Origin of the sequence: Terrisphaera buseokensis, from assembly GCF_047521145.2 — a bacterium.
GTDB lineage: Bacteria > Verrucomicrobiota > Verrucomicrobiia > Opitutales > Opitutaceae > ER46.
Genome location: NZ_CM134186.1, coordinates 4,990,684 through 5,011,654, shown reverse-complemented (window position 1 = coordinate 5,011,654; position 20,971 = coordinate 4,990,684). Strand labels below are relative to the sequence as shown.

Below are 20,971 nucleotides of genomic sequence, written 5' to 3'. Positions count from 1 at the left end.
CCGCCGGCAAAAGAAAGCGGCCGGCTTCAGCGAAGCCGGCCGCGAGATTACTTCCGAGCTACTAAGAGACGATCCGCTTACGGGACCTCGTAGATCTCCACGAGCGCCTCGCCACTCGCGGTGCCGCTGCCCGCGGTGATCTGCATCGTGTAGCTGCCCGGATCCAGCAGGGCCAGCGTGGAGGCGTCGGCCGATCCGCCGTCGAGGGCGAACGCGCCCACGAACTCGCGCGCCGTGAGCATCTCGGTCACGAAGTCGGCGCTGTTCCAGTCGTTGTTCGCCAGCACGCCGCGGTTGTTGCTGTCGAAGATCTCGAGCCGCGGATCCGCAATGGTGTTGGAGACGCCAAAGGCCGCGAGTTGCGGGCCGATGCCGCGCGTGAGCAGCGTGCGCTTGCCCTGACCGGCGATGTTGAGGCCAAGGATCAGCGTGGCGTCGCCGCTGCCCGTGGGGCCGCGGACCGAAACGTTGGTGAACTTGCTTGCGCCGGTGACGTTGCCGGCGTCGTACACTTCGAAGAGCACGATGCCGCCCTGATTGTTGTTGCTGAAGACGTGAATCGAATAGCCCTTGCCGGCTTCGAGTTCCAGCACCGCGGCGGCGTCACGGCTGCTGGCGGGCAGGTTGAACGCGCCGACGGCCGCGGCCACCGGGGCGACGCTCGCGGCCCAGTCGTTGTTCTCGGCGATCTTGGTGTTGCCGTCGTAGACTTCGAACTTCGGATCCGGCATCGTGCCGCCGACGCCGAAAGCACCGAGCCCCGGACCGACCGCGCGAATCAGGACGCGTTTCTTGCCAACGCCCGAAATGAACAGCGCCGGAATGACCTTGTCGCTGCCGCCGATTGCGATGCGGCCGGAGAGATTGCCGAGGCGCGAGGCGTCGGGGTTCAACGTGACGGTGGCCGCCGAGGTGGTGACGGTGGAGCCGCCGCCCGTGAGACGCACGGAATACTGGCCGGCGTCGGCGGCGTTTACGTTTTGCCGCAGCAGGATCGCGCCGGTTTCGCCCGCGAGGACGGTGCCGTTGCGGAGCCACTGGTACGCGATGCCGTTGCCGACGGCGGCGGTGGCGAGCGCGAACGTGCCGCCAGGTGACACGACCTTGTCGAACGGCTGCAGCACAATCTGCGGCGCGGCCGCGGTGGCCGGCACCGTCAGCGTGCCCGCGGTGAAGGTCTGCACGCCGGCGGGGTTCGTCACGCGCACAGTGTAAGTTCCGGCGGCGGCCGCAGTGACCGTATCCAGAATGTAAGGATTGCTCGTCGCGCCGGTGATCAGCGTGCCGTTGCGGAACCACTGATACGTGAACGGGCCGGTGCCGGTGACCGAGATCGGCAGCACGAAGCGGCCGCCGAGGACGACGTTGAGCGAAGGCGCGCGATAGTCGGCCGGCAGCGTCGGCACGACTGCCGCCGCCGTGGTGGTGAACGCCGTGCCCGACGAGCCGGCGAACGAGAAGCTGCCGCCCCACGCGCCCCAGGCGGACGTCGTGATGCCGTTGCGCGTGCTCGCCGGATAGCTGCCCTGGCCGGGTAGAATCGTGACGGTGACGGTCTTGGTTTCGCCGACCGCGATGACGCCGGCGTGAACCGCCGCGCGGGCCACGCTCGAGTCATCGGTATAGATGTCGCTGCCCCAGACCGCGCCGCCGCTGGCGCCAGTGACGACGAATTCAAAGGCCTGGCCGACGCGGTTGCGGTAGCCGGTGAGATTGACGGGTGACGCGATGACCGTCGGAGCGATCGCCGCGACGGTGTTCGTGCCGGTCGCGGCGGTGCCGACGGAGCCGCCCGTGTTCAACGTCGTGACTTCCGCGGCGGTGAGCGCGCGATTGTAGATGCGGATTTCGTCGAGATCGCCCTGGAAAAGATCCAGGCCGTTGTCCGAGCCTGCGATCATCATCATCGCGGAGGCGAACGGCGTCAGCGCGCGCCCGGTGTTCGTCGTGCTGTCGAGCTGGCCGTCGCGATAGATGCGCAGCGTGCCGGCTTCAAACGTCGCGACCACATGCACCCAGGTGTCGTTGTTGATCCGGCCCGTGCTGTTGATCTGCTGGGCGATTTGCGTGTTCGCCAGGAAGGCGACGCGGCGCGACGCGGTGAGGCCGTCGAGGAAAAGGCCATAGTAGTGGGCGGACTGGCCAGGGAAACCGACCGCGACCAGGCGCGGGTTCCAGTTGCCGGGGCCGGTCGGGCGGACGAACGCCGAGATCGTCATCGCACTCGCGCTGAACGTGCTGTTCACCAGCGCGCGCAACCGCACGCCGTTGGTCCGCAGTGCACCGGCGCCGATCCGGCCGGTCGTGCTGCTGACGACGCCGTTGACCGGCGAGAGCGTGAAACCGCGACCGGAGTCGTCCCTCAGCAGATTGCTCGGATCGTTGAACGAATAGTACGCCAACAGATCGCCGCCCGTCGTGCCGCCGCCGCCACCACCCCCACCGCCTCCGCCTCCGCCGCCGCCACCCGGGGCCGCGGTGAACGAGGAACTGGCGTTGAGACGAAACTGCGTCGTGCCGTTGCCGAGGACATCGCCATAGGCCGAACTCAGCTGGTTGTTCGCAATCGTGGCCGTGCGCACGCCGAGGGTGGCGAGGCCCGCGCCCGTCGAGAACGTCACCGCGCCGCTGGCCGAAACCGTGCCGGTGAAGAGCCCGGACACGTTGATCGCGCCATCCGCCGTGACGGTGGCGATGTATGCGCCAGCACTCGATTCAATCGTGCCGACGATCGGCACGGTGACGCGGGTGTTGATCGTGCCGATATAGGTGCCGGCAAACTGGGCTTGGGCGTGAACGGCGAGGGGCGTGAAAAGGGAAACGGCGAGCATTGCGCCGGAAGCGAACCAACGTCGAAACATGGATTTGGCGTACATGGGTAATCGAAGTTCGATGTTACCACAGCCTGGGGTCAAACCTCTATACGCAGTAGTGCGTACGGCAGCCGCCGCCCGCCGTTCGTACCTGCCCGCGAACGAGCGCGAGATCGCCTATCGGTCGTTTTCCAAGATCGCCTCGAGTGCGGTGCCTTCAGCGGCGGGAAGCGACAACCCGAGCAGCCGCGCGATGGTGGGCGCGACATCCACGTTCCGGATACGGCCGAGGTGCACGCCTTTCTTGATGCCGGCCCCGCTGGCGATGAAGATGCCCTCGAGTTCGCGGTCGCCGTTGAAGTAGCCGTGCGAGCCGGCGTAGTTGATCGACGGTCCGGCAGCGGCCTCGCCCGTGACGCCGGCGTTGAACGAATATCCTTTCTTGGGATACAGGATCAATTCGCCCATGCCCTGGTTTTCGGCGGGGGTTGGCATGCCGAGCGAGTGCGCTTCGTTCGCATCGATGACGCGCTCCACGCCTTCGGCGCCGGCGAGGAGTTGTTTCAACCGCGGGATCAGTTCGGCCTTCCGCGCGGGATCGAGCACGTAGACGAAAGCGATGCCGCCCTGGGTCATCGTGTAGGCATCGCAGTGCGTCACGCTCGGCCCCGCCGCCTTGATGAGGCCGGCCTGTTTGAGCACGACGTTCGGATAGGCGAAGTGGGTCACGGGCTTGAAGCCGTGATCGGTCGTGACGATGAACGTCGTTTTTGCACGCAGGCCGCTCTCGTCGACCGCGCGAATCAGATCGCCGAGGAGCCGGTCGGCGTACGCGAGCGCAGTGTAGCTCGGATCCGTGTTCGGCCCGTATCGGTGGTGGATGCCGTCGCTGTTGAGCGTGTGATACATGAGCAGGTTGGGCTTGTGCTGCTTGAACATGTACGCGGCCGCGCGCGTCCAGAGGTTGTCACGCCAGATCGTTTTCTTGCGTTCGCCACCCGGTCGCATCCACCCGAGCTCCTGCTCCGTCATCAGGCCGGCCGCGAGCATCTCCTTCACGACCTGGCTGTCCGGTTCCGGAATCTCGCCGAAACTCCAGGTGATGGTGCCCGGGCGGGTGACCGCGACCCAGTCCGACTCCGCCGTGGTGAGCCCGGCGGCGTGCGCGGCGTCGTAGAGCGTGGGAATGAACACCAGCTTCGCCTTGTCGACCCACGGTTCGATCTTCGGCGGCTTGCCCGGACCCTGGCGGACGAGCAGGCCGTTGAAGAGCACGCCGTGCTTCTGCGGCGTGGCACCCGTCACGAGCGTGGTATGACACGGCCACGTGATCGAGGGATTGGAAACGGTCATGGCGTCCGCCGCCGCACCGTCCGCGGCCAGCTGGCGCAGAATCGGAACAGGAAGGGTGGGGTCGCGCCACAGGTCGGCCGGAAAACCGTCGATCGTCACGAGCACCACGTGGCGATCGGCGTTGGCGGCGGACAGGGACGGGGTGACGAAGGCGACGAGGGCGAGGAAAGCGAGCGCGCGCATGAGGCTGCCATCTCGTGATGCTTTGGGCGCAATGCCGAGCGGAAATGCACGGCGGCTTGAAACGCGCCCTGGGCCGCGACAGAACGGGGCGTGCGACGCATTTACCCCCTCCTGTTGTTGATCGTGCTGCCGGTTTTCGCCGCCGAAATTGCGCCGCAGCCGCGCGCCCACGCCCACAACGATTACGAGCACGCCCGGCCGCTGCTCGATGCCCTCGAGCGCGGCTTCTGCAACGTCGAGGCCGACATCTATCTCGTCGAGGGCCGGCTGCTCGTGGCGCACGACCGCAAGGATGTGAAGTCCGAACGCACGCTGTCCGCGCTGTACCTCGATCCGCTACGCGAACGTGTGCGGCGCAACGGCGGCCGCGTGTTTCCCCAGCAACCGTCGTTCGTGTTGCTGATCGACGTGAAGTCCGAGGCGGCCGCGACGTATGCGGCCCTGCATGCGGTGCTGACTGCATATGCGGACATGCTCACGAGCATCCGGGCCGGGGTGGTGGTGCCGGGCGCGGTCACCGTCGTGGTGTCGGGCAACCGCGCCGTGAACGACATCGCGGCGCAGTCCGTGCGCTATGCCGCCGTCGACGGTCGTGCCGACGATTTGGATACGAATCCGCCCGCCGCGCTGGTGCCCTGGGTGAGTGAAAACTGGAGGAAGGCTTTCAAATGGAACTGGCAGGGACCGATCCCCGCGGCCGATCGCACCGCGCTGCAGTCCTGGGTCGAGCGGGCGCACCGTCAGGGCCGGAAAGTGCGCTTCTGGAACACTCCGGATCGGCCTGAAGCGTGGACGGTTCTGCTCGAGGCGGGTGTCGACCTCATCGGGACCGACGACCTCGCCGGGTTGCAGCGGTTCCTGGTCGAACGCAGCCGTTAGACGCACCCGCAGCACGCTCTGACGTTTCTGGTCTTCGCAGAAATCCTCCCATTCAGCTTGTCATCCATGAGATGACGAACCGCTCGGAAGGTCTGGGAAATTAACGAACAGATTTGTCCGGTTGAAACGCGGGGGCCGCCACCCAGCCCGGGCGCAACCCGGGTTTGGCGGCGGCGGCGTTGCGCAGGTGGGCCAGTTCGTCGGGTGAGAGTTCGCCCTGGCCGCCGGTTTTGAAGAGCCAGCTGGCCGTCTGATAATAGGCGATGGCGTCGTCCAGCAATGCGGGGTCGGCGGCGATCGGCTTCATCTCGTGCGTCGTCGCGTTGTAGCCGAAGGTCGACGCCTGCCGGATTGGTTTCAGCACGGCGAGCGCGCCGTCGCGGAGCAGACCCAGCTTCTGGTAGTTGCCGATGAGGGCGCGGCCGGAGGAACCCGCGGGCAGGGCGAGGACGTCCTCGCCGTAGAAGCGACTCGGATACGTCCAGCGCAGCAACCCGAGCAGCGTCGGAGCGAAGTCGATCTGGCTCGCGATGGTCTTCACCACGCCGGGCTGAATCTGCCCGCCCGGAGCATAGACCAGCAGCGGGATGTGGTAGTTTTGCACGGGCAGTTCCGTCTTGCCGGCGCTGGCCGCACAGTGGTCGCCGACGAAGACGAAGAGGGTCTGCTTGAACCACGGCTTGGTGGCAGCCTGCCGCAGCAGCTCGCCGATGGCATAGTCGGAGTATTTCACCCCGCCGGCGCGGCCGGAGGTCTTGGAGGGCAGGTCGATCTTTCCGTCGGGAAACGTGAAGGGCCGGTGATTCGACGTCGTCATGACGAAGTAGAAAAACGGTTTTCCGGCGGCGTGATCGCGATCGGCCTCGCGGAGCGTCCAGCGGTAGAGATCCTCGTCGCATGCGCCCCAGATGTTCGCGAACGTGATGTCATCCTTGGCCACCTTGGTGCGGTCGACGACGCGGTAACCGTTCTCGCCGAAGAAGTGGTTCATGTTGTCGAAGTAGCCGAAGCCGCCGTAAATGAACGCGGTTTCGTAGCCATGCGTCCGGAACACCGAGCCGAGCGTGAAGAGATGCTCGTTGCGCGGACGCTTCACCAGCGAGCGTCCGGGCGTGGGCGGAATCGACAGCGTGAGCGCCTCCATGCCTCGATCCGTGCGGGTGCCGGTGGCGTAGAAGCGTTCGAACACGAGGCTCTGCTGCGCGATGGCCTCCATGTTCGGCATCAGCTTGGAGGCGCGGTTGAAGGTGCTGAGAAAGTCCGCGCTCAGGCTCTCCACCGTGATTTGAATCACGTTCAGTTGCTGCGGGGTGCCCTCGTGCCGGACCAGCCGGAGCAGGTCGTGAGGGTCCGAGGTCAGCCGGCGGGATCCATCGCGGGCGAGCAGCTCATGCACCCGCGTGAACGCTTCGGCATTCGGGCGCGTGGGGTAAAACTGTTCGTAGTCGAGGGCGTTGTCCCGGAACGCGGCCACCAGCGACCAGAGACCGTTCTTGGCCAGCTCGCGATTGTAGTTGTTGGCGAAGCTGGGCAGCTGCCCCTGCTGAAGACCGAGGCCGAAAAGCACGAGGGCGCCCGACCAGGCGGCCACTGCGGGCCAGCGACGGAACGGTGCGGGCGCGGCCCCCGTTTGCGACCACTGCCCTAACCATCCGGTGCGGGCCAGCAACCACCACGCCGCGATCGCCAACGCCAGCAGCCCGGCGTAAAGCGCCGGCATGGGATACGACTCGCGAATGTTGCCGAGCACTTCCTTCGTGTAGACGAGGTAGTCGACCGCGATGAAGTTGAAACGGACGCCAAACTCGTCCCAGAAAATCCATTCCGCCGCCGCGCCGAAAAACGCGGCGTAGAACAGCCCGACAAAGAAAACGTGGGGCAGGATGCGGCCGGCGCGGCTGGCGAGAAAACGCGCGGGCAGAAACAGGAGCGCAAGCGCCAGGGGCGTCGCCCACCACAGGGCGGCCGCGACATCGTAGAGCAGCCCCCAGCCGAACGCGGCGACGAGACTCGAGTTCCACGCCACGTCCGTGGCCGACTTCCCCAGCAGCGCCAGCCGCGTGACCAGACCGGCGACTGCGGCCACCGCGACCGCCAGGGCGGCGAGACCGTCCCGCCGTCGTAGGAGCGACACTTGGGTTCGCTGCTTCCGCTCGCGGGAGTTGGGTTCGTGGAAAGGCATGAGAGTCCGACGCGTTCGGGGCCGAAGCGTTAGAAACATTACGACGTTGTCATCTGCGACCGACCGCTGTCGAGGAGTTCGCGCTCGTGCATCGGGGCGGTTCGCATCACGCTTGGCGGATGCGCGTGCTGGTGGTGGAGGACGAACCGAAGGTGGCTGCGCTCGTGAAAGCGGGCCTGGCGGAGCAGGGCTACGCGGTTGACGTGAGCACCGACGGCCATCACGCGCTGGAACGCATCGGGCGCGAGACCTTCGATGCGATTGTGCTGGATGTCATGCTGCCGGGGCAGGACGGATTGTCGGTGCTGCGAACCTTGCGCGAGCGACGCCAGGAGGTGCCCGTCATCCTGCTCACCGCGCGCGGCAGCCTGGAGGACCGGGTGGCGGGATTGAACCTCGGCGCCGACGACTACCTCGCCAAACCGTTTTCCATGTCCGAGCTCGTGGCGCGACTGAAGGCCGTGCTGCGCCGCCGCACGGATACGACGTCGCTGGTGCAGTCGTATGCGGACGTGAGCGTCAATCTCGCCACCCGCGACGTCACCCGCGGCGGCGTGCGCGTGCCATTGACGACGCGGGAGTTCGCGTTGCTGGAGTGCCTGCTGCGGACACCCGGCAGCGTGGTGACGCGCGTGGAAATCAGCCGGAGTGTGTGGGGCTATCAATTCGACCCCGGGACCAATTTCGTCGATGTCGCGATCCAGCGGTTGCGGCGCAAACTCGACGATCCGTTTCCCGTCAAACTCATCCAGACGGTGCGCGGCACCGGCTATGCGATCCAGCGCGACCCATGAAACCGCTGCCCATTCGCTGGAAATTCGCGGTGTCGGCCGCGGCGCTGGTCGGACTCGTGCTGGCGATCTTTGCGTTCGGCACGTATCTGAATCTCTATCACGAGCAGATCGAAGCAGTGGACCTCGCGCTTGAAGCGGAGCGGCAGCATCTTGCTGCCGTGGATGAGCCGTACCTGTTTGATCGCACCATCGACGAACTGGTCCGCTTCCAACCCTGGCTGGCCATCGCCATCTTCGACGACGCGCGCGTGATGCGACGCTCCGACAAGCTCCCGGAGGCCGTGGCCCGCGCTGCACTCCGGTACTCGGGCGTTCATACGCAGCAGGACGCGGCGGGCGAGCCGTGGCGGATAGTCACGGTCAACCGGCCGGGCAAAGCGGTGGTGATCGCACACACGCTGTCCGAGGTGAACGAAATCATCCGCGACCTGTTCACCGGCTATGCCCTGTCGCTCCCGATCGTGCTGCTGGTGGCCGCGGGGGGCGGATGGTGGATGTCGGGCCGCGCGCTCGCCCCGCTGCGCGCGCTGACCGCGGCGGCGGAGGGCGTGCAGGCCAGCCAGCTGGATCGGCGGGTGCCGGTCGGCGCGGCCGACGACGAATTGCGCCGGCTGGCGCATGTGTTCAATGCGATGCTCGCGCGCTTGCAGACGAGTTTTCAGCAGGCGCAGCGGTTTGCGGCCGACGCCTCGCACGAGTTGCGCACGCCGCTGACGATCATGCACGGCGAGATCGAGCGGCTGCTGCGCGCCCGGGGCCTGGAACGCGGGCCCGAGGAAAAGCTGCTCAGCCTGCAGGAGGAAATCGGCCGGCTCGATCGCATCACCGAGCATCTTCTGCTGCTGGCGAAATTTGACGCCGGCAATCCGTCGATGACGCTCCGGCCGATCGACGCCGGCGTCCTGGTGCGGGCCGTGTGCGAAGACGCCGAGATTCTCGCGGAGGCGCACCAGGTGAGTCTCGAGACGGACATCGCCGCCGGCGTTTGGATCCTGGCTGACGACGCGCAACTCCGCCGCGCCCTGCTGACGCTGCTCGACAACGCCGCCCGCTACAATCTCTCCGGCGGCCGCGTCCGGTGTCTGCTGGCGCGACGCGGCCCGGTGGCGGAACTGCGGATCAGCAACACCGGCGCCGGCATTCCCGTGGAGGGAAGGCCGCATCTGTTTCAACGATTCTTCCGCGGCGATCCCGCCCGCAGTCGCGGCGGTCACGGTCTCGGGCTCAGTCTTTGCCGTGAGATTGTGCACGCGCACCGCGGTGAGATCGAACTCGCGGCCGCGTCACCGGCGGGCTGGACGGAATTTGTCGTGACGCTGCCGTGCGTCGAAGGCGCGGTATCCGAGCCGTCGTGACGAGACCAACGAAAAGGCCGGGCGCGCTGCGCCCGGCCTGGGTCAAGTCGCGGGCTCCCGACGGAGCCGCAGATCAGCGGCTGTTGCGGGCGCCGGTCCGGTTGATCGTGTACGAGAAATAAATCGAGCGCGGCTCGCCGATCAGGCGGTTCACGCGGAGATATTCACGATCGAAGAGGTTGTTCACGTTCAGGGCGAGCGAGTGGTCGATGCCGTTGCGCATCGCCGGCAGCTTGTAGCGCAGGCCGATGCTCCAGACGTTGAAGGACGGCACGCGCAGGCGCCACTGGTTGGTGGAGCGGGTGACCACGCGGGCGCCGGTGCCGGGCGTCGTCACGTAGGTGTCGCCCGCGGTCGGGGCCTCCGTCGGCGTGGACGCGACGTAGGCGACGCCGATGTTCCCCGACAAATTCTTCAGCAGTCCCTCGCGCGGCGCGTACCTGACGTAGGCGCTGCCGTTCTGCGGCGAGATGTTGATCACGCGGCGGCCGATGGCCGCGGGAGAAGCGGTGCCGAAGTCCGTGTAAACCGAATACACATGCCCCCAGCTGCCGCCGGCGGAGACGGCGTCGGTCACGCGCCACGTGAGATCGATCTCGTAGCCGCGCACGAGCTGATCGCCGTCGCGCACCGTCACCTGCACGAAGTTGCCGGACCCGAGGGGCGTCTCGATGTTGTCCGTCACGCTCACATTGTTGCGGTTCGCATAGTACCCGCTGATCGTGTACGTGAGGCGATCGTTGAAGAACGAACCCTTGAAGCCGTAGTCGTAGCCGTCCGCGACCTCGGACTTGTAGGTCGGATCGAAGTGGGCCTGCGCATTGTCGTTCTGCGAGACGAAGTAGCTTTCGCTGTAGCTGGCGTACACGCGGAAGTTTTGGGTGATCTTGTAATTGAAGCCGTAGTTGGGCTTCAGGAGATTGACGCTCTTGTCGATCAGCGTGCCCGGGACGTAGCCGGCAAAGCCGATGTAGTCGGTGTCGCGGAAACGCACGTCGTCAAAACGCGCGCCGGCAAACGTGAGCAGCCGGCCGTTCATGAACGAGGTCTGCTGGCGGAGCAGTCCGCCGAATACCGTCGTGCGGCGCTTCTGGTGCCGCGTCTTCACGCCCTGCGTGGGATCGTACAGCTTGGGGAAATACGCGAGCGGCGCGACCGGGTTGTAGTTGCGATCCAGCGTGACGGTCCGCACTGCGTTCCAAGCCACGAGATCGGGATTGGTCGCGCCGGCGTAGTTGAGCGAGGGATCCCAGCGGTAGTAATCGTTGATATCGAGGGTGACCAGCGTGCGGTGCTCGAGCGCGCGGTTGTTGGTCCAGTAATGGGCGAGAATGTCGCCCTGGAAGCCGCCGCCGTCCTCGATGATGCGCGTGGTGTTGGGTGTCGCGCCGCGGGCGCTCGTGACCGGCGTGGCAGTGTTGGCGGGATTGATGATGATCGCGCCCCAGCCGGTGTTCTGGTTGAAGTCCCAGCGGCGCGCGAGGTAGTAGTTGGCGGCGACGCGCGTGCTCCAGACCGAGTTCAGCTTCTTGTCGTAGACCGCGTTGAAACCGGTGTTGCCGCGGGTGAGTTCGCTGTTCGGGCCGAAGGCATTGTAACGGGCGAGATTGAACGCGTAGCCAATGGCCTCGTCGTCCAGATTGCTCGCCGTGCCCTTTTGATCGGTGATCAAAGGAGCGGAGGAATTTGGCGAGTGCCGCAGCTGGAGGAAGTACTCCGCCGAGAGAAACAGATTCGAGCCGTCCGGGAAGTCGTGCGAGACGGCGAGGTAGTATTCCTGGTTCCGGTTGCGGGCGTATTCCTGGTCGAACTCCTTTTGATAATGACTGCCGGTGAGAATGTACGAGGTCTTGCCGAGGCTGCTATTCAGGATCGGGCCCGTGGTTTCGAGCGTCACGCGCTGCGTGCCCTCGTCGCCGTAGTTGAACGTCAGCTTCTGGCTCTCGCGTGACTTCGGTTGCTTCGAAATCATGTTGAGCATGCCACCCGGCGACGTGCGCCCGTAGATGGCGGCGTTGGAACCCTTGATGACCTCCATCCGATCGACGTTGCTGGACCCGTAGCGGCCGAGCCGGAAGAAGCCGTCGCGCAGCTGTGAGGATGAGCTGAAGCCGCGGAGGTTGAAACTGCCGCCGACGTCGAGGCCGGTAAAGCCGCCGATTTGAATCACGTTGTCCGAGAGTTCGAAGATGCCGAAGTCCTCAAAAAATTCGCTGGTGAGCACGTTCACCGTGTAGGGCAGGTCGGCGATCTGGGTCTTCACGCGACTGCCGGTGAGCGTTTCGGACGGCGCGTAACCGCGGTCGCCATCGGCGCGGACGGAAAACTCGGAGAGTTTGACCACATCATCCGCCGGCCTGGCGGCGGGGGTGGCGGGCGTGGTCTGCGCGTGGAGGGCACTGACGAGCAGCGCGGCGCAGAGGCCGGCAGCTGACAATCGGGTGGGGAGGGAGCGTGGGTTCATGGGTTTTGGTGGGCGCGGTCAACAGAAAGGGCGCGGGGTGTAACGCTCCGCCGGGAAACGCCCGGGGCAAGCGTTAACCGGCCATGATTTCGCTTGCGCCAGTCAACAGAAGCTTCGTCTTGCTTTCATCCTTAAGCATGAGCAACGGCGTCACGATGAAGTCGATCGCCGCCCTGGCCGGCGTGACCCAGGCGACGGTGTCGATGTGTCTGGCCAACAACCCGCGGATTCCGCCGGCCACGCGCGAGCGGATCCAGGCCATCGCGCGGAAACTCAATTATCAGCCCAATCCGTACGTCTCGACCCTGATGCGGATTCGGCGCCAGGGAAAACCGCTCCGCGACAAGCCCGCCCTCGCGCTGGTGTGCGCGCAACGCACCGCGGACGGCTGGCGCGATCATCCCGCGCCGACGATCCGGCAGATGCGTGAAGGCGCGCTTGAACGGGCGACGTTGCGCGGCTACCGGGCCCAGGAATTCTGGCTGCATCGCGACCAGATGTCGAACGAGCGCTTCTCCGCGATGCTGCACGCGCGGGGCATTCAGGGCGTGTTGATCAGTCCGCTCGCCGAGGGCGATCCGCCGCCGGCGTTGCGCTGGGATTATTTCGCCGCGGTGGGCCTGAGCGTGCCGCTGCCGTCGCTCACGATTACGACCGTCTGCAACGATCACTTCTTCTCGAGCCTGCAGACCGTGCGCGAATGCCACCGCCTTGGCTATCGCCGTCCCGGCCTCGTCCTGCGGCGCGTTCACCAATTGCGGTTTCAGGGGCGGTGGGAGGCCGGTTACCTGATCGGCGGCGAGATGCTCGCCGACCTTAAGCTCGCGCGGCCGCTCTATGTCGATGACTGGGCCGACGTGAAACGGATCTTCGCGTGGCTGCGGCGCGAGCAACCGGATGTGATCATCACGCCGGCGGCGGATCCGCTCGCGGGCACGCTGGCGAAGGCGGGTTGGAAAGTGCCGGCCGATATCGGCCTCGCGCTGCTGGCGTGTCCGGAAAGCGGCGACAGCCACAGCGGCGTCTACCAGAACGGCCGCATGATCGGTGCGCTCGCGGTGGATACGTTGATCAGTCTCGTGGAGCGCAACGAGCGCGGCCTCCCGGAGCAGGCGACCACCGTGATGGTCGAAGGGCAGTGGAACGAGGGGAAGACGTTGCGCCCGGCGCGGAGCGCCGCGCGCAGTTGAAAGTTGAAGGGTGAAAGTTGAAAGACCGGAAACTTCTCCGGTTCGTTTGGTGCATTCTGGCCAAGGCTAAGTGCGCCCACTCGACACGGTCTTTCAACTTTCACCCTTCAACTTTCAACTCCCAGCTCGCTCAACTCTCAGCTCTCAACCCTCAACTCCCTCAACTCTGCCCCCTCCGCCGCTTCCAGCGATCAAACAGCACCGCGGCCAGCAGGATCAGGCCGCGCGCGACGTATTGGTAGCCGGGCGCGATGTTGAGCAGGCTCATCGCGTTCTGGACCACGCCCATGATGAGGACGCCCGCGACGACAAACGTCATGCTGCCGATGCCACCGGTGAGCGAGACGCCGCCGAGCACGCAGGCGGAAATGACGTCGAGTTCGAATCCTTGCGAGGTGTTGGGCTGGCCGCTGGTGAGGCGCGAGGCGAGGACGATGCCCGCGAATGCCGCCATGATGCCCTGCGCGGTGAAGATGATGATCTTCACGCGGTCGACGCGAATGCCGGCGAGATGCGCGGCCTCGGCATTGCCTCCGACCGCAAGGGTCTCGCGGCCGAACACGGTGCGGTTCAGCACGAATCCAAACACGATGAAACACGCGACCGTGATCCAAATCGGCGTGTCGATGCCGAGGAAGCGCGAGTTGCCGAGGAGGAAAAAGTTCTCGTGCGTGATGCCGACGGCCTTGTAGTCGGAGACGATGTAACCGAACCCGCGGACGATCTGCATCGTCGCGAGCGTGGTGATCAGCGCGTTGATCCGCAGGCGCGCGACGACGATGCCGTTGATCAGGCCGGAGGCCGCGCCGCAGCCCAGCCCGGCGAGAATGCCGAGCGTGATGCTGCCGGTGCGATTCATCACGAGCGCCGCGACCACCCCCGCGCAGGCGACAACCGAGCTGATCGAAAGATCGAAGTCTCCGGCCGCGAGGCAGAACAACATCGTGCAGGCGACCATGCCGGTCATGGAGACCGACAGCGCGAGGCCCTTGAGATTTACGACGGAGAGAAAGTTGTCGATGAACAGCGAGCAGCCACCGAACAGCAGCGCGAGGACCAGCAGCATGCCGGCGCGATCAAGCAGGTTGCTGACGAAGGATGGGCGGGCGGTGGAGGCGCTCATGAGGCGGAGGCGGTTTCGAGCGGCAGCGCGAGTTTGAGGAGTCGTTCCTCGGTGGCGTCGGCGCGATCCACCATCGCCGCGATGCGGCCCTGGCGCATGACGGCGATCCGGTCGGAAACGCCGAGCACCTCAGGCAGCTCGCTCGACACCAGCAGCACGCACACGCCGTCACGCGCCAGTTGCTGGATGATGGCGTAGATCTCGCTCTTGGCGCCGATGTCGATGCCGCGCGTCGGTTCGTCGAGCAGGATGACACGCACGGTTTCGGAGAGCCAGCGGCCGAGGATGACCTTCTGCTGGTTGCCGCCCGAGAGATTGCGAATGAGCTGTTGCGCTGACGGCGTGCGCACCCGGAGTTGATCGATGCGCTGGCGGGCGTTGGCGTTTTCCCAGGTTTCGTCGATCAGCACGCCACCGTGCGAGCGTCGGCGGCGCGCGCTGAGGTTGATGTTCTCGAGCACCGAGCGGACGGGCACGATGCCCTCCTTCTTTCGATCTTCGGGACACAGCACGATGCCCGCCTCGATGGCCTCGCGCGGCGACGCCGGATGGAGGTCGCGATCGAAGAGCGTCACGCGTCCGGCGCGGCGCGGGGTCGCGCCGAAGAGCAGTCTGAGCAATTCCGTGCGACCGGCGCCAACGAGGCCGAAGAAGCCGACGATTTCGCCGGCGTGGACGGTGAACGAACACGGCTCGGCGAGGCCCGGTCCGAAGAGGCCGTCGACCGCCAGGCCGCCTTCGCCCCGCGGGCGCGGCGCGTAATTGTAGATGTCGGCGAGTTCGCGGCCGACCATCCGTTGCACGACGCCGTCGCGCGTGAGCGTTGCCAGCGCCGCGGTTTCGACGTGCCGGCCGTCACGCAGCACGGTGAGGCGATCGCAGAGCGCGAAGATTTCCTCCATGCGATGCGACACGTAGAGGATCGTGCACCCGCGGGCTTTCAGATCGCGGATGATGGTGAAGAGCCGTCGCACCTCGCGGTCGGAGAGGCTGCTGGTCGGTTCGTCGAACGCGATGATCCGGGCGCCACGCGTCAACGCCTTCGCGATCTCGACCATCTGGCGCTGCGCGAGCGAAAGGCGGCCGAGCTTGGTGTCGGGATCGATCGCCTCGCCGATCAACTCGAGCTGCCGCCGCGCGGCCGCGGCGAGCGCGCGGCGATCGACGAAGCCGAGTCGGTTCGGCAGGTGACCAAGGAAGAGATTTTCCGCCACGGTCATTTCCGGGACGAGGTGCAACTCCTGGTAAATCACCGCGACGCCCGCTGCCAGCGCTCCGACCGTGCTCGCAAACTGGCGCGGCTGGCCGTCGATCACCACCGCGCCGGAAGTCGGCCGGTAAGCGCCGCTGAGGATCTTGAGCAACGTGGATTTGCCCGCGCCGTTCTCCCCCATCAGCGCGTGCACCGAGCCGGCGCGCACGTAGAACGAAACGTCCGTCAGCGCTTTCACGCCGGGGAACTCCATCGAGACGCGATCGAAGGCGAGGGCGGGGTGTTCTGACATGACGCAGGGGCGGGTGGGAGCGCGGGCGTCCCGCCCGCAGGCTCCGTTTGCAGGCGGGACGCCTGCGCTCCCGGGAAGTTTACTCGCGCACGCCTTGGTCCTTCAGCACCTGGCGGAAGTTTTCGCGCGTGATCAACGTGCCGACGGTACGGGTGTCGAGCGGCGGTTCCACGCCGTCCTTGATCCACTTATACAGCATCTCGGCGGTCTTGTAGCCGTGCTCCTTCGCGGAGAGGAGCATCGAGCCGTGGAAGGACGTGGGCTTCGCCTTCTCGAGTTCCACGATGCAGTCGGTGCCGTTGATGCCGATGCCGACGCAGCTTTCCGGGGCGAAGCCGCGGCCTTCGAGCGCGCGAATGGCGCCGAGGACGGCGTTGTCGTTGGTGCCGCAGACCAGCCAGTGCTTCACGCCGGATTGTTGCGTGAGCAGGGTGTTGGTGGAGTCGAGGGCGCCGGGAATATCGGTCGTGCGCATCGGAGCGCGGAAGATCCGTTCCTTCGGAATGCCGGCCGCCATCAAACGTGAAATCGCGCCGTCGGTCCGCTCTTTCGCCGTCGCGAGTTCATCGTAGGTCACGGCGCAGACCGCGGTGTCGGCGAGCGCGAAGCCGCGTTTCTTCATCTCGGCGGCGAGGGTGTCGCCGACGCTCTCGCCGATCTTGCGCGCCGAGATGCCGAGGTAGTGGACGTTCTTCAGCGGCTGGCCGTCGGCACCGAGGAACTGATCGTCGACGGCGATGAACTTCAGGTTCACGGCGCGCGCCTTGTTGACGATGGCCGGTCCGAGCTTGGTGTCGGGCGTGCAGATGACGAAGCCCTGCGCGCCGCCCGCGGCAAAATTGTCGATGGCCGCGAGGGCCTTCTCGCCGTCGTTACCGCCCATCTTCACGAGGGTGAAGCCGAGTTCGCGCGCCGCCTGATCGGCGAATTTCCACTCGAGCTGGAACCACGGTTCCTCCGGCTGCTTGACGTAGAAACCAATTTTCACCGCGCCGGCCTTCTTGCCGCCCGCGGGCGCGGCGTCGGTCTTGGCGGCATCGGTTGACTTGCTGCAGCCACCGATCACGGCGGCCAGACCGAGGAGTCCGACGGCGAGGAAGGGGCGGAGGGAAAAGGGCGCGGGGAGGTAATTCATGGAGGGCACCAAGGCACGTGAAACAGTCCCGGTGGCCGCCGGGTGGCAACAGTGAAAACGGGCGGCTGAGGATAGGCGCGCAGAGTTGGGAGCGCAGGCCTCCGGCCTGCACGGATCGGATGCAGGCGGGACGCCTGCGCTCCGGGTGCTTCCTTGGCGCGATTGCAGTTCGCATTCCCAGTGCGCGCTCGACTCGCTCCCACTTGCCGCTTGCCGCTGCGGACCCGGGCAATTTGCTGGCGGGCGATGGCAGCCGTCGCTGATACCCCGAGCCTGGCCGCGCCCGCCCCGGCGTCGGAGCCCGGTTCGCTGTCGCAATGGGCGCTCATCCGGCGGCGTTTCCTCCAGCACCGCCTGGCCGTGGCGTCGCTCTTCCTGCTCGTGGTGCTTTACGTGCTCGCGATCGGTGCGGAGTTTTTCGCGCCGTATTCGCGGCAATGGCGCGATCTCGCGCAGGCCTACTGTCCGCCGCAGCTCCCGCGCTTTTCCTGGCAGCACGGGCTCCATGTGCCCGCGCTGACGGTGTCGGTCGATCCACTCACCTTCAAAAAAACCTACCTCGAGGATCGAACCCGGCCGATTGCGCTGGGGTTCTTCGTCCGCGGGGAACCGTATCAGCTTTTCGGACTCGTTCCGCTCGAGCGGCATTTCTTCGGCGTGAAGGAAAGTGCGGCGCGGCGAGCCGATGGCGCGACGCCGGCGTTTTATTTTCTCGGGGCGGACAAGTACGGCCGCGACATCTTCAGTCGCCTCATTCACGGATCCCGGATCAGCCTCTCGGTCGGGCTGGTGTCGATTGCCGTGACCTTTGTGCTCGGTGTGACCATCGGCGGCATCTCCGGTTATTTCGGCGGCGCGGTCGACACGGTGATCCAGCGCGTGATCGAAGTGGTGAACGCGTTTCCGCAGATTCCGCTGTGGCTAGCGTTTGGTGCCGTGCTGCCGATCAGCTGGCCGCCGCTGTCGACGTATTTTGCCATCACGCTCGTGCTCAGCCTGCTGGGCTGGACGGGACTCGCGCGCGTGGTGCGCGGAAAAATCCTCGCGCTGCGCGAAGAGGATTACGCCACGGCTGCGCGCTTGCTCGGCGCGAGTCACGCGCGGATCCTGTTTCGCCATCTCCTGCCGGGGTTCACGAGCCACATCATCGTCGTGCTCACGATGAGCGTGCCCTCGATGATTCTGGGCGAGACGTCGCTCTCGTTTCTCGGGCTCGGGCTGCGGCCGCCGATTGTCAGCTGGGGCGTGATGCTGCAGGACTGTCTGAGCATCCAGACCGTTGCCAACTACCCGTGGCTGCTCATGCCGGTCGTGCTGATCGTGCTGACCGTGTTGTGTTTTAACTTTCTGGGTGATGGATTGCGCGACGCTGCGGACCCCTACGCCACGAAATGAACTTCCCCCCGGACTCGCCCCTGCTGCAGGTTTCCAACCTGCGCGTGTCGTTCTTCACCCCGGACGGCGTCGTCGGCGCGGTGCAGAACATCTCCTTTTCGATTCAACGCGGACGCACGCTCGCGCTGGTGGGCGAATCCGGCAGCGGCAAGAGCGTGACGGCGTACTCGTTGCTCCGGCTCGTGCAGCCGCCCGGCCGGATCGTCGGCGGCCGCATGGTGCTGCGCTCGCAGCGGGCGGGGGAGATCGACATCGCGCATCTCGATGAAAAATCCGGGCTGCTCTTCAAGGTGCGCGGCGGGCTCGTCAGCATGATTTTCCAGGAGCCGATGACGGCGCTGTCGCCGGTGCACACGATCGGGAGCCAGATCGACGAGGCGATCCTCGTGCATCAGGACGTGAGTCCGGCGGCGGCGCGACGGCTGACGCTCGAGATGCTGCACAAGGTGGGCATCGCAAACGCCGAGCAGCGTTACGCGCAGTATCCGCACGAGCTTTCCGGCGGCATGCGCCAGCGCGCGGTGATCGCGATGGCGCTCGTGTGCCGGCCGGAGTTGCTGATTGCGGACGAGCCGACGACCGCGCTCGACGTGACCGTGCAGGCGCAGATTCTTGGGCTCATCAAGACGCTGCAGCGCGAGATCGGCTGCTCGGTGCTGCTGATCACGCATGACTTCGGGGTCGTGGCGCAGATGGCCGACGACGTGGCCGTGATGCGGCAGGGCGAGATCGTCGAGCACGGCACGGTGCGCGCCGTCCTGAAGTGTCCCCAGCATCCTTATACGCGCGCGCTGCTCGACGCGCTGCCGAGCCGGCGTAGTGCGGCGGCGCGGACGGCGTCCGCCGGCCGCGCGGGTTCCGCCTGATCCGAGTCTCATGCCTGCGCGTACCACCGCTGCCGCAGCATCCTTCCGTCCTCCGTCCGGGCCGCTGCTGAGCGTGCGCGGCCTGAGCAAGCACTTCCCGATCTATGAACCCGGGTTTCGGTGGAAGGTAAGCGGCGCCGTGAAGGCGGTGGATAACGTGAGCTTCGACCTGGCGCCGGGTGAATCGCTCGGGCTCGTGGGTGAGAGCGGTTCGGGCAAGACCACGACGGCCCGCTGTCTCCTGCGCGCGATTCCGCCGACGGCGGGCGAGACGCTTTTCCGGCTGCCCGATGGCCGCGTCGTGGATCTGGCGCGACTCTCGGATCGCGAGCTCAAGCCCGTGCGGCAGCACGCGCAGATGGTGTTTCAGGATCCGTTTTCGTCGCTCAATCCGCGCATGACGGTGCGGGACATTGTCGGCGAGCCGCTCGTGATTCACCGGCTCGCGCACGGGGCGGAGCTCGATGATCGCGTGTCGGACGTGCTGGCCCGCGTCGGCCTGAAGCCCGAGCACCGCTCGCGTTATCCCCATGCGTTCAGCGGCGGCCAGCGTCAGCGCATCGGCATCGCGCGCGCGCTGATCATGCGGCCGTCGCTGATCGTGTGCGACGAGGCGACGTCGGCGCTCGACACGTCGGTGCAGGCGCAGGTGCTCGACCTGTTGAAGGAACTCCAGCGGGAGTTTCAGCTCACGTATCTGTTCGTCGCGCACAATCTCGATGTCGTGCGCGGGTTTTGCGATCGCGTGGCCGTGATGCGCAAGGGCCGGCTCGTCGAGGTCGCCGCCACCGAGGCCATCTTCACGGCGCCGCAACATCCCTACACGCGGATCCTGCTGTCGGCGGTGCCGTCACCCGATCCCGACATTCCGATGAATCTGAACGTGGCGGAGGAGCTCGCGAAACTGGATGCGATGACCGGTTGAGACGGCGCGATGCACGAAGCCGAGCCAAGTTGAAGGTTGAAAGGTGAAAGTTGAAAGGAACCGGAAGCAGATCGAACCACCGTCGATTGGGCTCGAATACAGTCACGCACCAGTCGGTGGAAACCTGCACGCACTCTAGGACCGTTGGCTGCTGCTGGTGATTGGGCGCTTTCAACCTTCAACGTTCACCTTTCAACTGAATGGTTCCGGCTGGGAGTTGAGGGACCAATCCACCGGCCAAGCGAAACCCCGTACCTCGCATCCGCCGCGCCACTCAATGAGCGCGCGTCGCGTCGGGGACGGATCGCTCATGGCGGCCGTGGCCGGATGCCGGACGCGGCCCCTTTCGTTTGCGATTGAGCGGCGCGGGTCAGCCGCTCTACTCGTTGTTCCCATGCTCGTTCACACTGTTTACTTCTGGCTGAAACCTGAACTCACCGCCGCCCAGCTCGCGGACTTTCGCCGCGGCGTCGAATCGCTCGGCACGATCAAGGCCGTCGACAAGATTTACGTCGGCACGCCGGCAAAAACCGAGCGGCGCCCGATCATCGACAGCTCGTATTCCTTCGCGCTGACGGTGCTCTGCAAGGACGTCGCCGCGCACGATGCGTATCAGGTCGATCCGATCCACCTGGCGTTCATCGCGAAGTTCAAGACGTTCTGGACGAAGGTGCAGATTTACGACGCCGAGTGATTCACTGAGCCGGAATCACGGCTGGAATCGCGGATCCGGTGAGACGGATGCCGCGTCGAATGTGACGCGATCGGGAATGCCTCGGGGAGGCCCGGTCGCCGCGGTCATTCGCCGC

At 65.9% G+C, this 20,971-nt stretch carries 15 protein-coding genes; 8 read left to right on the top strand and 7 right to left on the bottom strand.

Features of this window, described 5'->3' with window-relative positions:
- Window positions 1-77 precede the first annotated feature (77 nt).
- A complete protein-coding gene (locus ACLJEU_RS18790) occupies window positions 78-2,876 on the bottom strand; it encodes a LamG-like jellyroll fold domain-containing protein (protein WP_414659972.1) in 2,799 nt (932 codons plus the stop codon).
- Between the two features lie 114 nt (window positions 2,877-2,990).
- A complete protein-coding gene (locus ACLJEU_RS18785) occupies window positions 2,991-4,349 on the bottom strand; it encodes an alkaline phosphatase family protein (protein ID WP_414659973.1) in 1,359 nt (452 codons plus the stop codon).
- Between the two features lie 90 nt (window positions 4,350-4,439).
- On the opposite strand from ACLJEU_RS18785, the gene ACLJEU_RS18780 reads away from it, so the two are divergent.
- On the top strand, window positions 4,440-5,228 hold the full coding sequence (locus tag ACLJEU_RS18780) for a phosphatidylinositol-specific phospholipase C/glycerophosphodiester phosphodiesterase family protein (protein ID WP_414659974.1): 789 nt from the start codon (window positions 4,440-4,442) through the stop codon (window positions 5,226-5,228).
- 100 nt (window positions 5,229-5,328) lie between these two features.
- Here ACLJEU_RS18780 and ACLJEU_RS18775 read toward each other — a convergent pair whose 3' ends face one another.
- A complete protein-coding gene (locus ACLJEU_RS18775) occupies window positions 5,329-7,410 on the bottom strand; it encodes an LTA synthase family protein (RefSeq protein WP_414659975.1) in 2,082 nt (693 codons plus the stop codon).
- A 119-nt stretch (window positions 7,411-7,529) separates the two neighbouring features.
- On the opposite strand from ACLJEU_RS18775, the gene ACLJEU_RS18770 reads away from it, so the two are divergent.
- Window positions 7,530-8,204: a response regulator transcription factor gene (locus tag ACLJEU_RS18770; RefSeq protein ID WP_414659976.1), complete on the top strand. Its 675-nt coding sequence runs from the start codon at window positions 7,530-7,532 to the stop codon at window positions 8,202-8,204.
- Window positions 8,201-9,559: an ATP-binding protein gene (locus ACLJEU_RS18765; protein WP_414659977.1), complete on the top strand. Its 1,359-nt coding sequence runs from the start codon at window positions 8,201-8,203 to the stop codon at window positions 9,557-9,559. The genes ACLJEU_RS18770 and ACLJEU_RS18765 overlap by 4 nt, the downstream gene beginning before the upstream one ends.
- 73 nt (window positions 9,560-9,632) lie before the next feature.
- Here the strand turns inward: ACLJEU_RS18765 and ACLJEU_RS18760 are convergent, their stop codons facing one another.
- Entirely contained in the window at window positions 9,633-12,023 is a 2,391-nt protein-coding gene (locus ACLJEU_RS18760) for a TonB-dependent siderophore receptor (RefSeq protein WP_414659978.1), read from the bottom strand.
- Between the two features lie 137 nt (window positions 12,024-12,160).
- Between ACLJEU_RS18760 and ACLJEU_RS18755 the strand changes: the two genes are divergently transcribed.
- Complete coding sequence (locus ACLJEU_RS18755) at window positions 12,161-13,213, top strand: LacI family DNA-binding transcriptional regulator (protein ID WP_414659979.1); 1,053 nt, start codon at window positions 12,161-12,163, stop codon at window positions 13,211-13,213.
- Between the two features lie 160 nt (window positions 13,214-13,373).
- On the opposite strand, the gene araH is transcribed toward ACLJEU_RS18755, so the two are convergent.
- The 3 genes from araH to ACLJEU_RS18740 form a co-directional block, all read right to left on the bottom strand.
- A complete protein-coding gene (gene araH, locus ACLJEU_RS18750) occupies window positions 13,374-14,336 on the bottom strand; it encodes an L-arabinose ABC transporter permease AraH (protein WP_414659980.1) in 963 nt (320 codons plus the stop codon).
- Window positions 14,333-15,841, bottom strand: coding sequence for an L-arabinose ABC transporter ATP-binding protein AraG (gene araG, locus ACLJEU_RS18745; RefSeq protein ID WP_414659981.1), 1,509 nt, complete (start codon window positions 15,839-15,841; stop codon window positions 14,333-14,335). The genes araH and araG overlap by 4 nt, the downstream gene beginning before the upstream one ends.
- A gap of 79 nt (window positions 15,842-15,920) precedes the next feature.
- Window positions 15,921-16,976, bottom strand: a complete 1,056-nt coding sequence (locus ACLJEU_RS18740; RefSeq protein WP_414659982.1) for an arabinose ABC transporter substrate-binding protein — start codon at window positions 16,974-16,976, stop codon at window positions 15,921-15,923.
- Window positions 16,977-17,222: 246 nt separating this feature from the next.
- Between ACLJEU_RS18740 and ACLJEU_RS18735 the strand changes: the two genes are divergently transcribed.
- From ACLJEU_RS18735 to ACLJEU_RS18720, 4 genes are all read left to right on the top strand, one after another.
- A complete protein-coding gene (locus ACLJEU_RS18735; protein WP_414659983.1) occupies window positions 17,223-18,371 on the top strand; it encodes an ABC transporter permease in 1,149 nt (382 codons plus the stop codon).
- Window positions 18,368-19,237, top strand: coding sequence for an ATP-binding cassette domain-containing protein (locus tag ACLJEU_RS18730; protein WP_414659984.1), 870 nt, complete (start codon window positions 18,368-18,370; stop codon window positions 19,235-19,237). The genes ACLJEU_RS18735 and ACLJEU_RS18730 overlap by 4 nt, the downstream gene beginning before the upstream one ends.
- A 10-nt stretch (window positions 19,238-19,247) precedes the next feature.
- Window positions 19,248-20,162 (top strand): ABC transporter ATP-binding protein, encoded by a 915-nt coding sequence (locus ACLJEU_RS18725; protein ID WP_414659985.1) that lies wholly within the window; start codon window positions 19,248-19,250, stop codon window positions 20,160-20,162.
- A 394-nt stretch (window positions 20,163-20,556) separates the two neighbouring features.
- Entirely contained in the window at window positions 20,557-20,856 is a 300-nt protein-coding gene (locus ACLJEU_RS18720; protein ID WP_414659986.1) for a Dabb family protein, read from the top strand.
- The last annotated feature ends 115 nt before the right edge of the window (window positions 20,857-20,971 follow it).

Bases quoted from the DNA above. Each gene is read 5' to 3' on its own strand.
- ACLJEU_RS18720 (WP_414659986.1), top strand. From the start codon at position 20,557: ATGCTCGTTCACACTGTTTACTTCTGGCTGAAACCTGAACTCACCGCC.
- ACLJEU_RS18735 (WP_414659983.1), top strand. From the start codon at position 17,223: ATGGCAGCCGTCGCTGATACCCCGAGCCTGGCCGCGCCCGCCCCGGCG.
- ACLJEU_RS18770 (WP_414659976.1), top strand. From the start codon at position 7,530: ATGCGCGTGCTGGTGGTGGAGGACGAACCGAAGGTGGCTGCGCTCGTG.
- ACLJEU_RS18755 (WP_414659979.1), top strand. From the start codon at position 12,161: ATGAGCAACGGCGTCACGATGAAGTCGATCGCCGCCCTGGCCGGCGTG.
- araH (WP_414659980.1), bottom strand. From the start codon at position 14,336: ATGAGCGCCTCCACCGCCCGCCCATCCTTCGTCAGCAACCTGCTTGAT.
- ACLJEU_RS18775 (WP_414659975.1), bottom strand. From the start codon at position 7,410: ATGCCTTTCCACGAACCCAACTCCCGCGAGCGGAAGCAGCGAACCCAA.
- ACLJEU_RS18730 (WP_414659984.1), top strand. From the start codon at position 18,368: ATGAACTTCCCCCCGGACTCGCCCCTGCTGCAGGTTTCCAACCTGCGC.
- ACLJEU_RS18785 (WP_414659973.1), bottom strand. From the start codon at position 4,349: ATGCGCGCGCTCGCTTTCCTCGCCCTCGTCGCCTTCGTCACCCCGTCC.
- ACLJEU_RS18740 (WP_414659982.1), bottom strand. From the start codon at position 16,976: ATGAATTACCTCCCCGCGCCCTTTTCCCTCCGCCCCTTCCTCGCCGTC.
- ACLJEU_RS18725 (WP_414659985.1), top strand. From the start codon at position 19,248: ATGCCTGCGCGTACCACCGCTGCCGCAGCATCCTTCCGTCCTCCGTCC.
- ACLJEU_RS18760 (WP_414659978.1), bottom strand. From the start codon at position 12,023: ATGAACCCACGCTCCCTCCCCACCCGATTGTCAGCTGCCGGCCTCTGC.
- araG (WP_414659981.1), bottom strand. From the start codon at position 15,841: ATGTCAGAACACCCCGCCCTCGCCTTCGATCGCGTCTCGATGGAGTTC.
- ACLJEU_RS18765 (WP_414659977.1), top strand. From the start codon at position 8,201: ATGAAACCGCTGCCCATTCGCTGGAAATTCGCGGTGTCGGCCGCGGCG.
- ACLJEU_RS18790 (WP_414659972.1), bottom strand. From the start codon at position 2,876: ATGTACGCCAAATCCATGTTTCGACGTTGGTTCGCTTCCGGCGCAATG.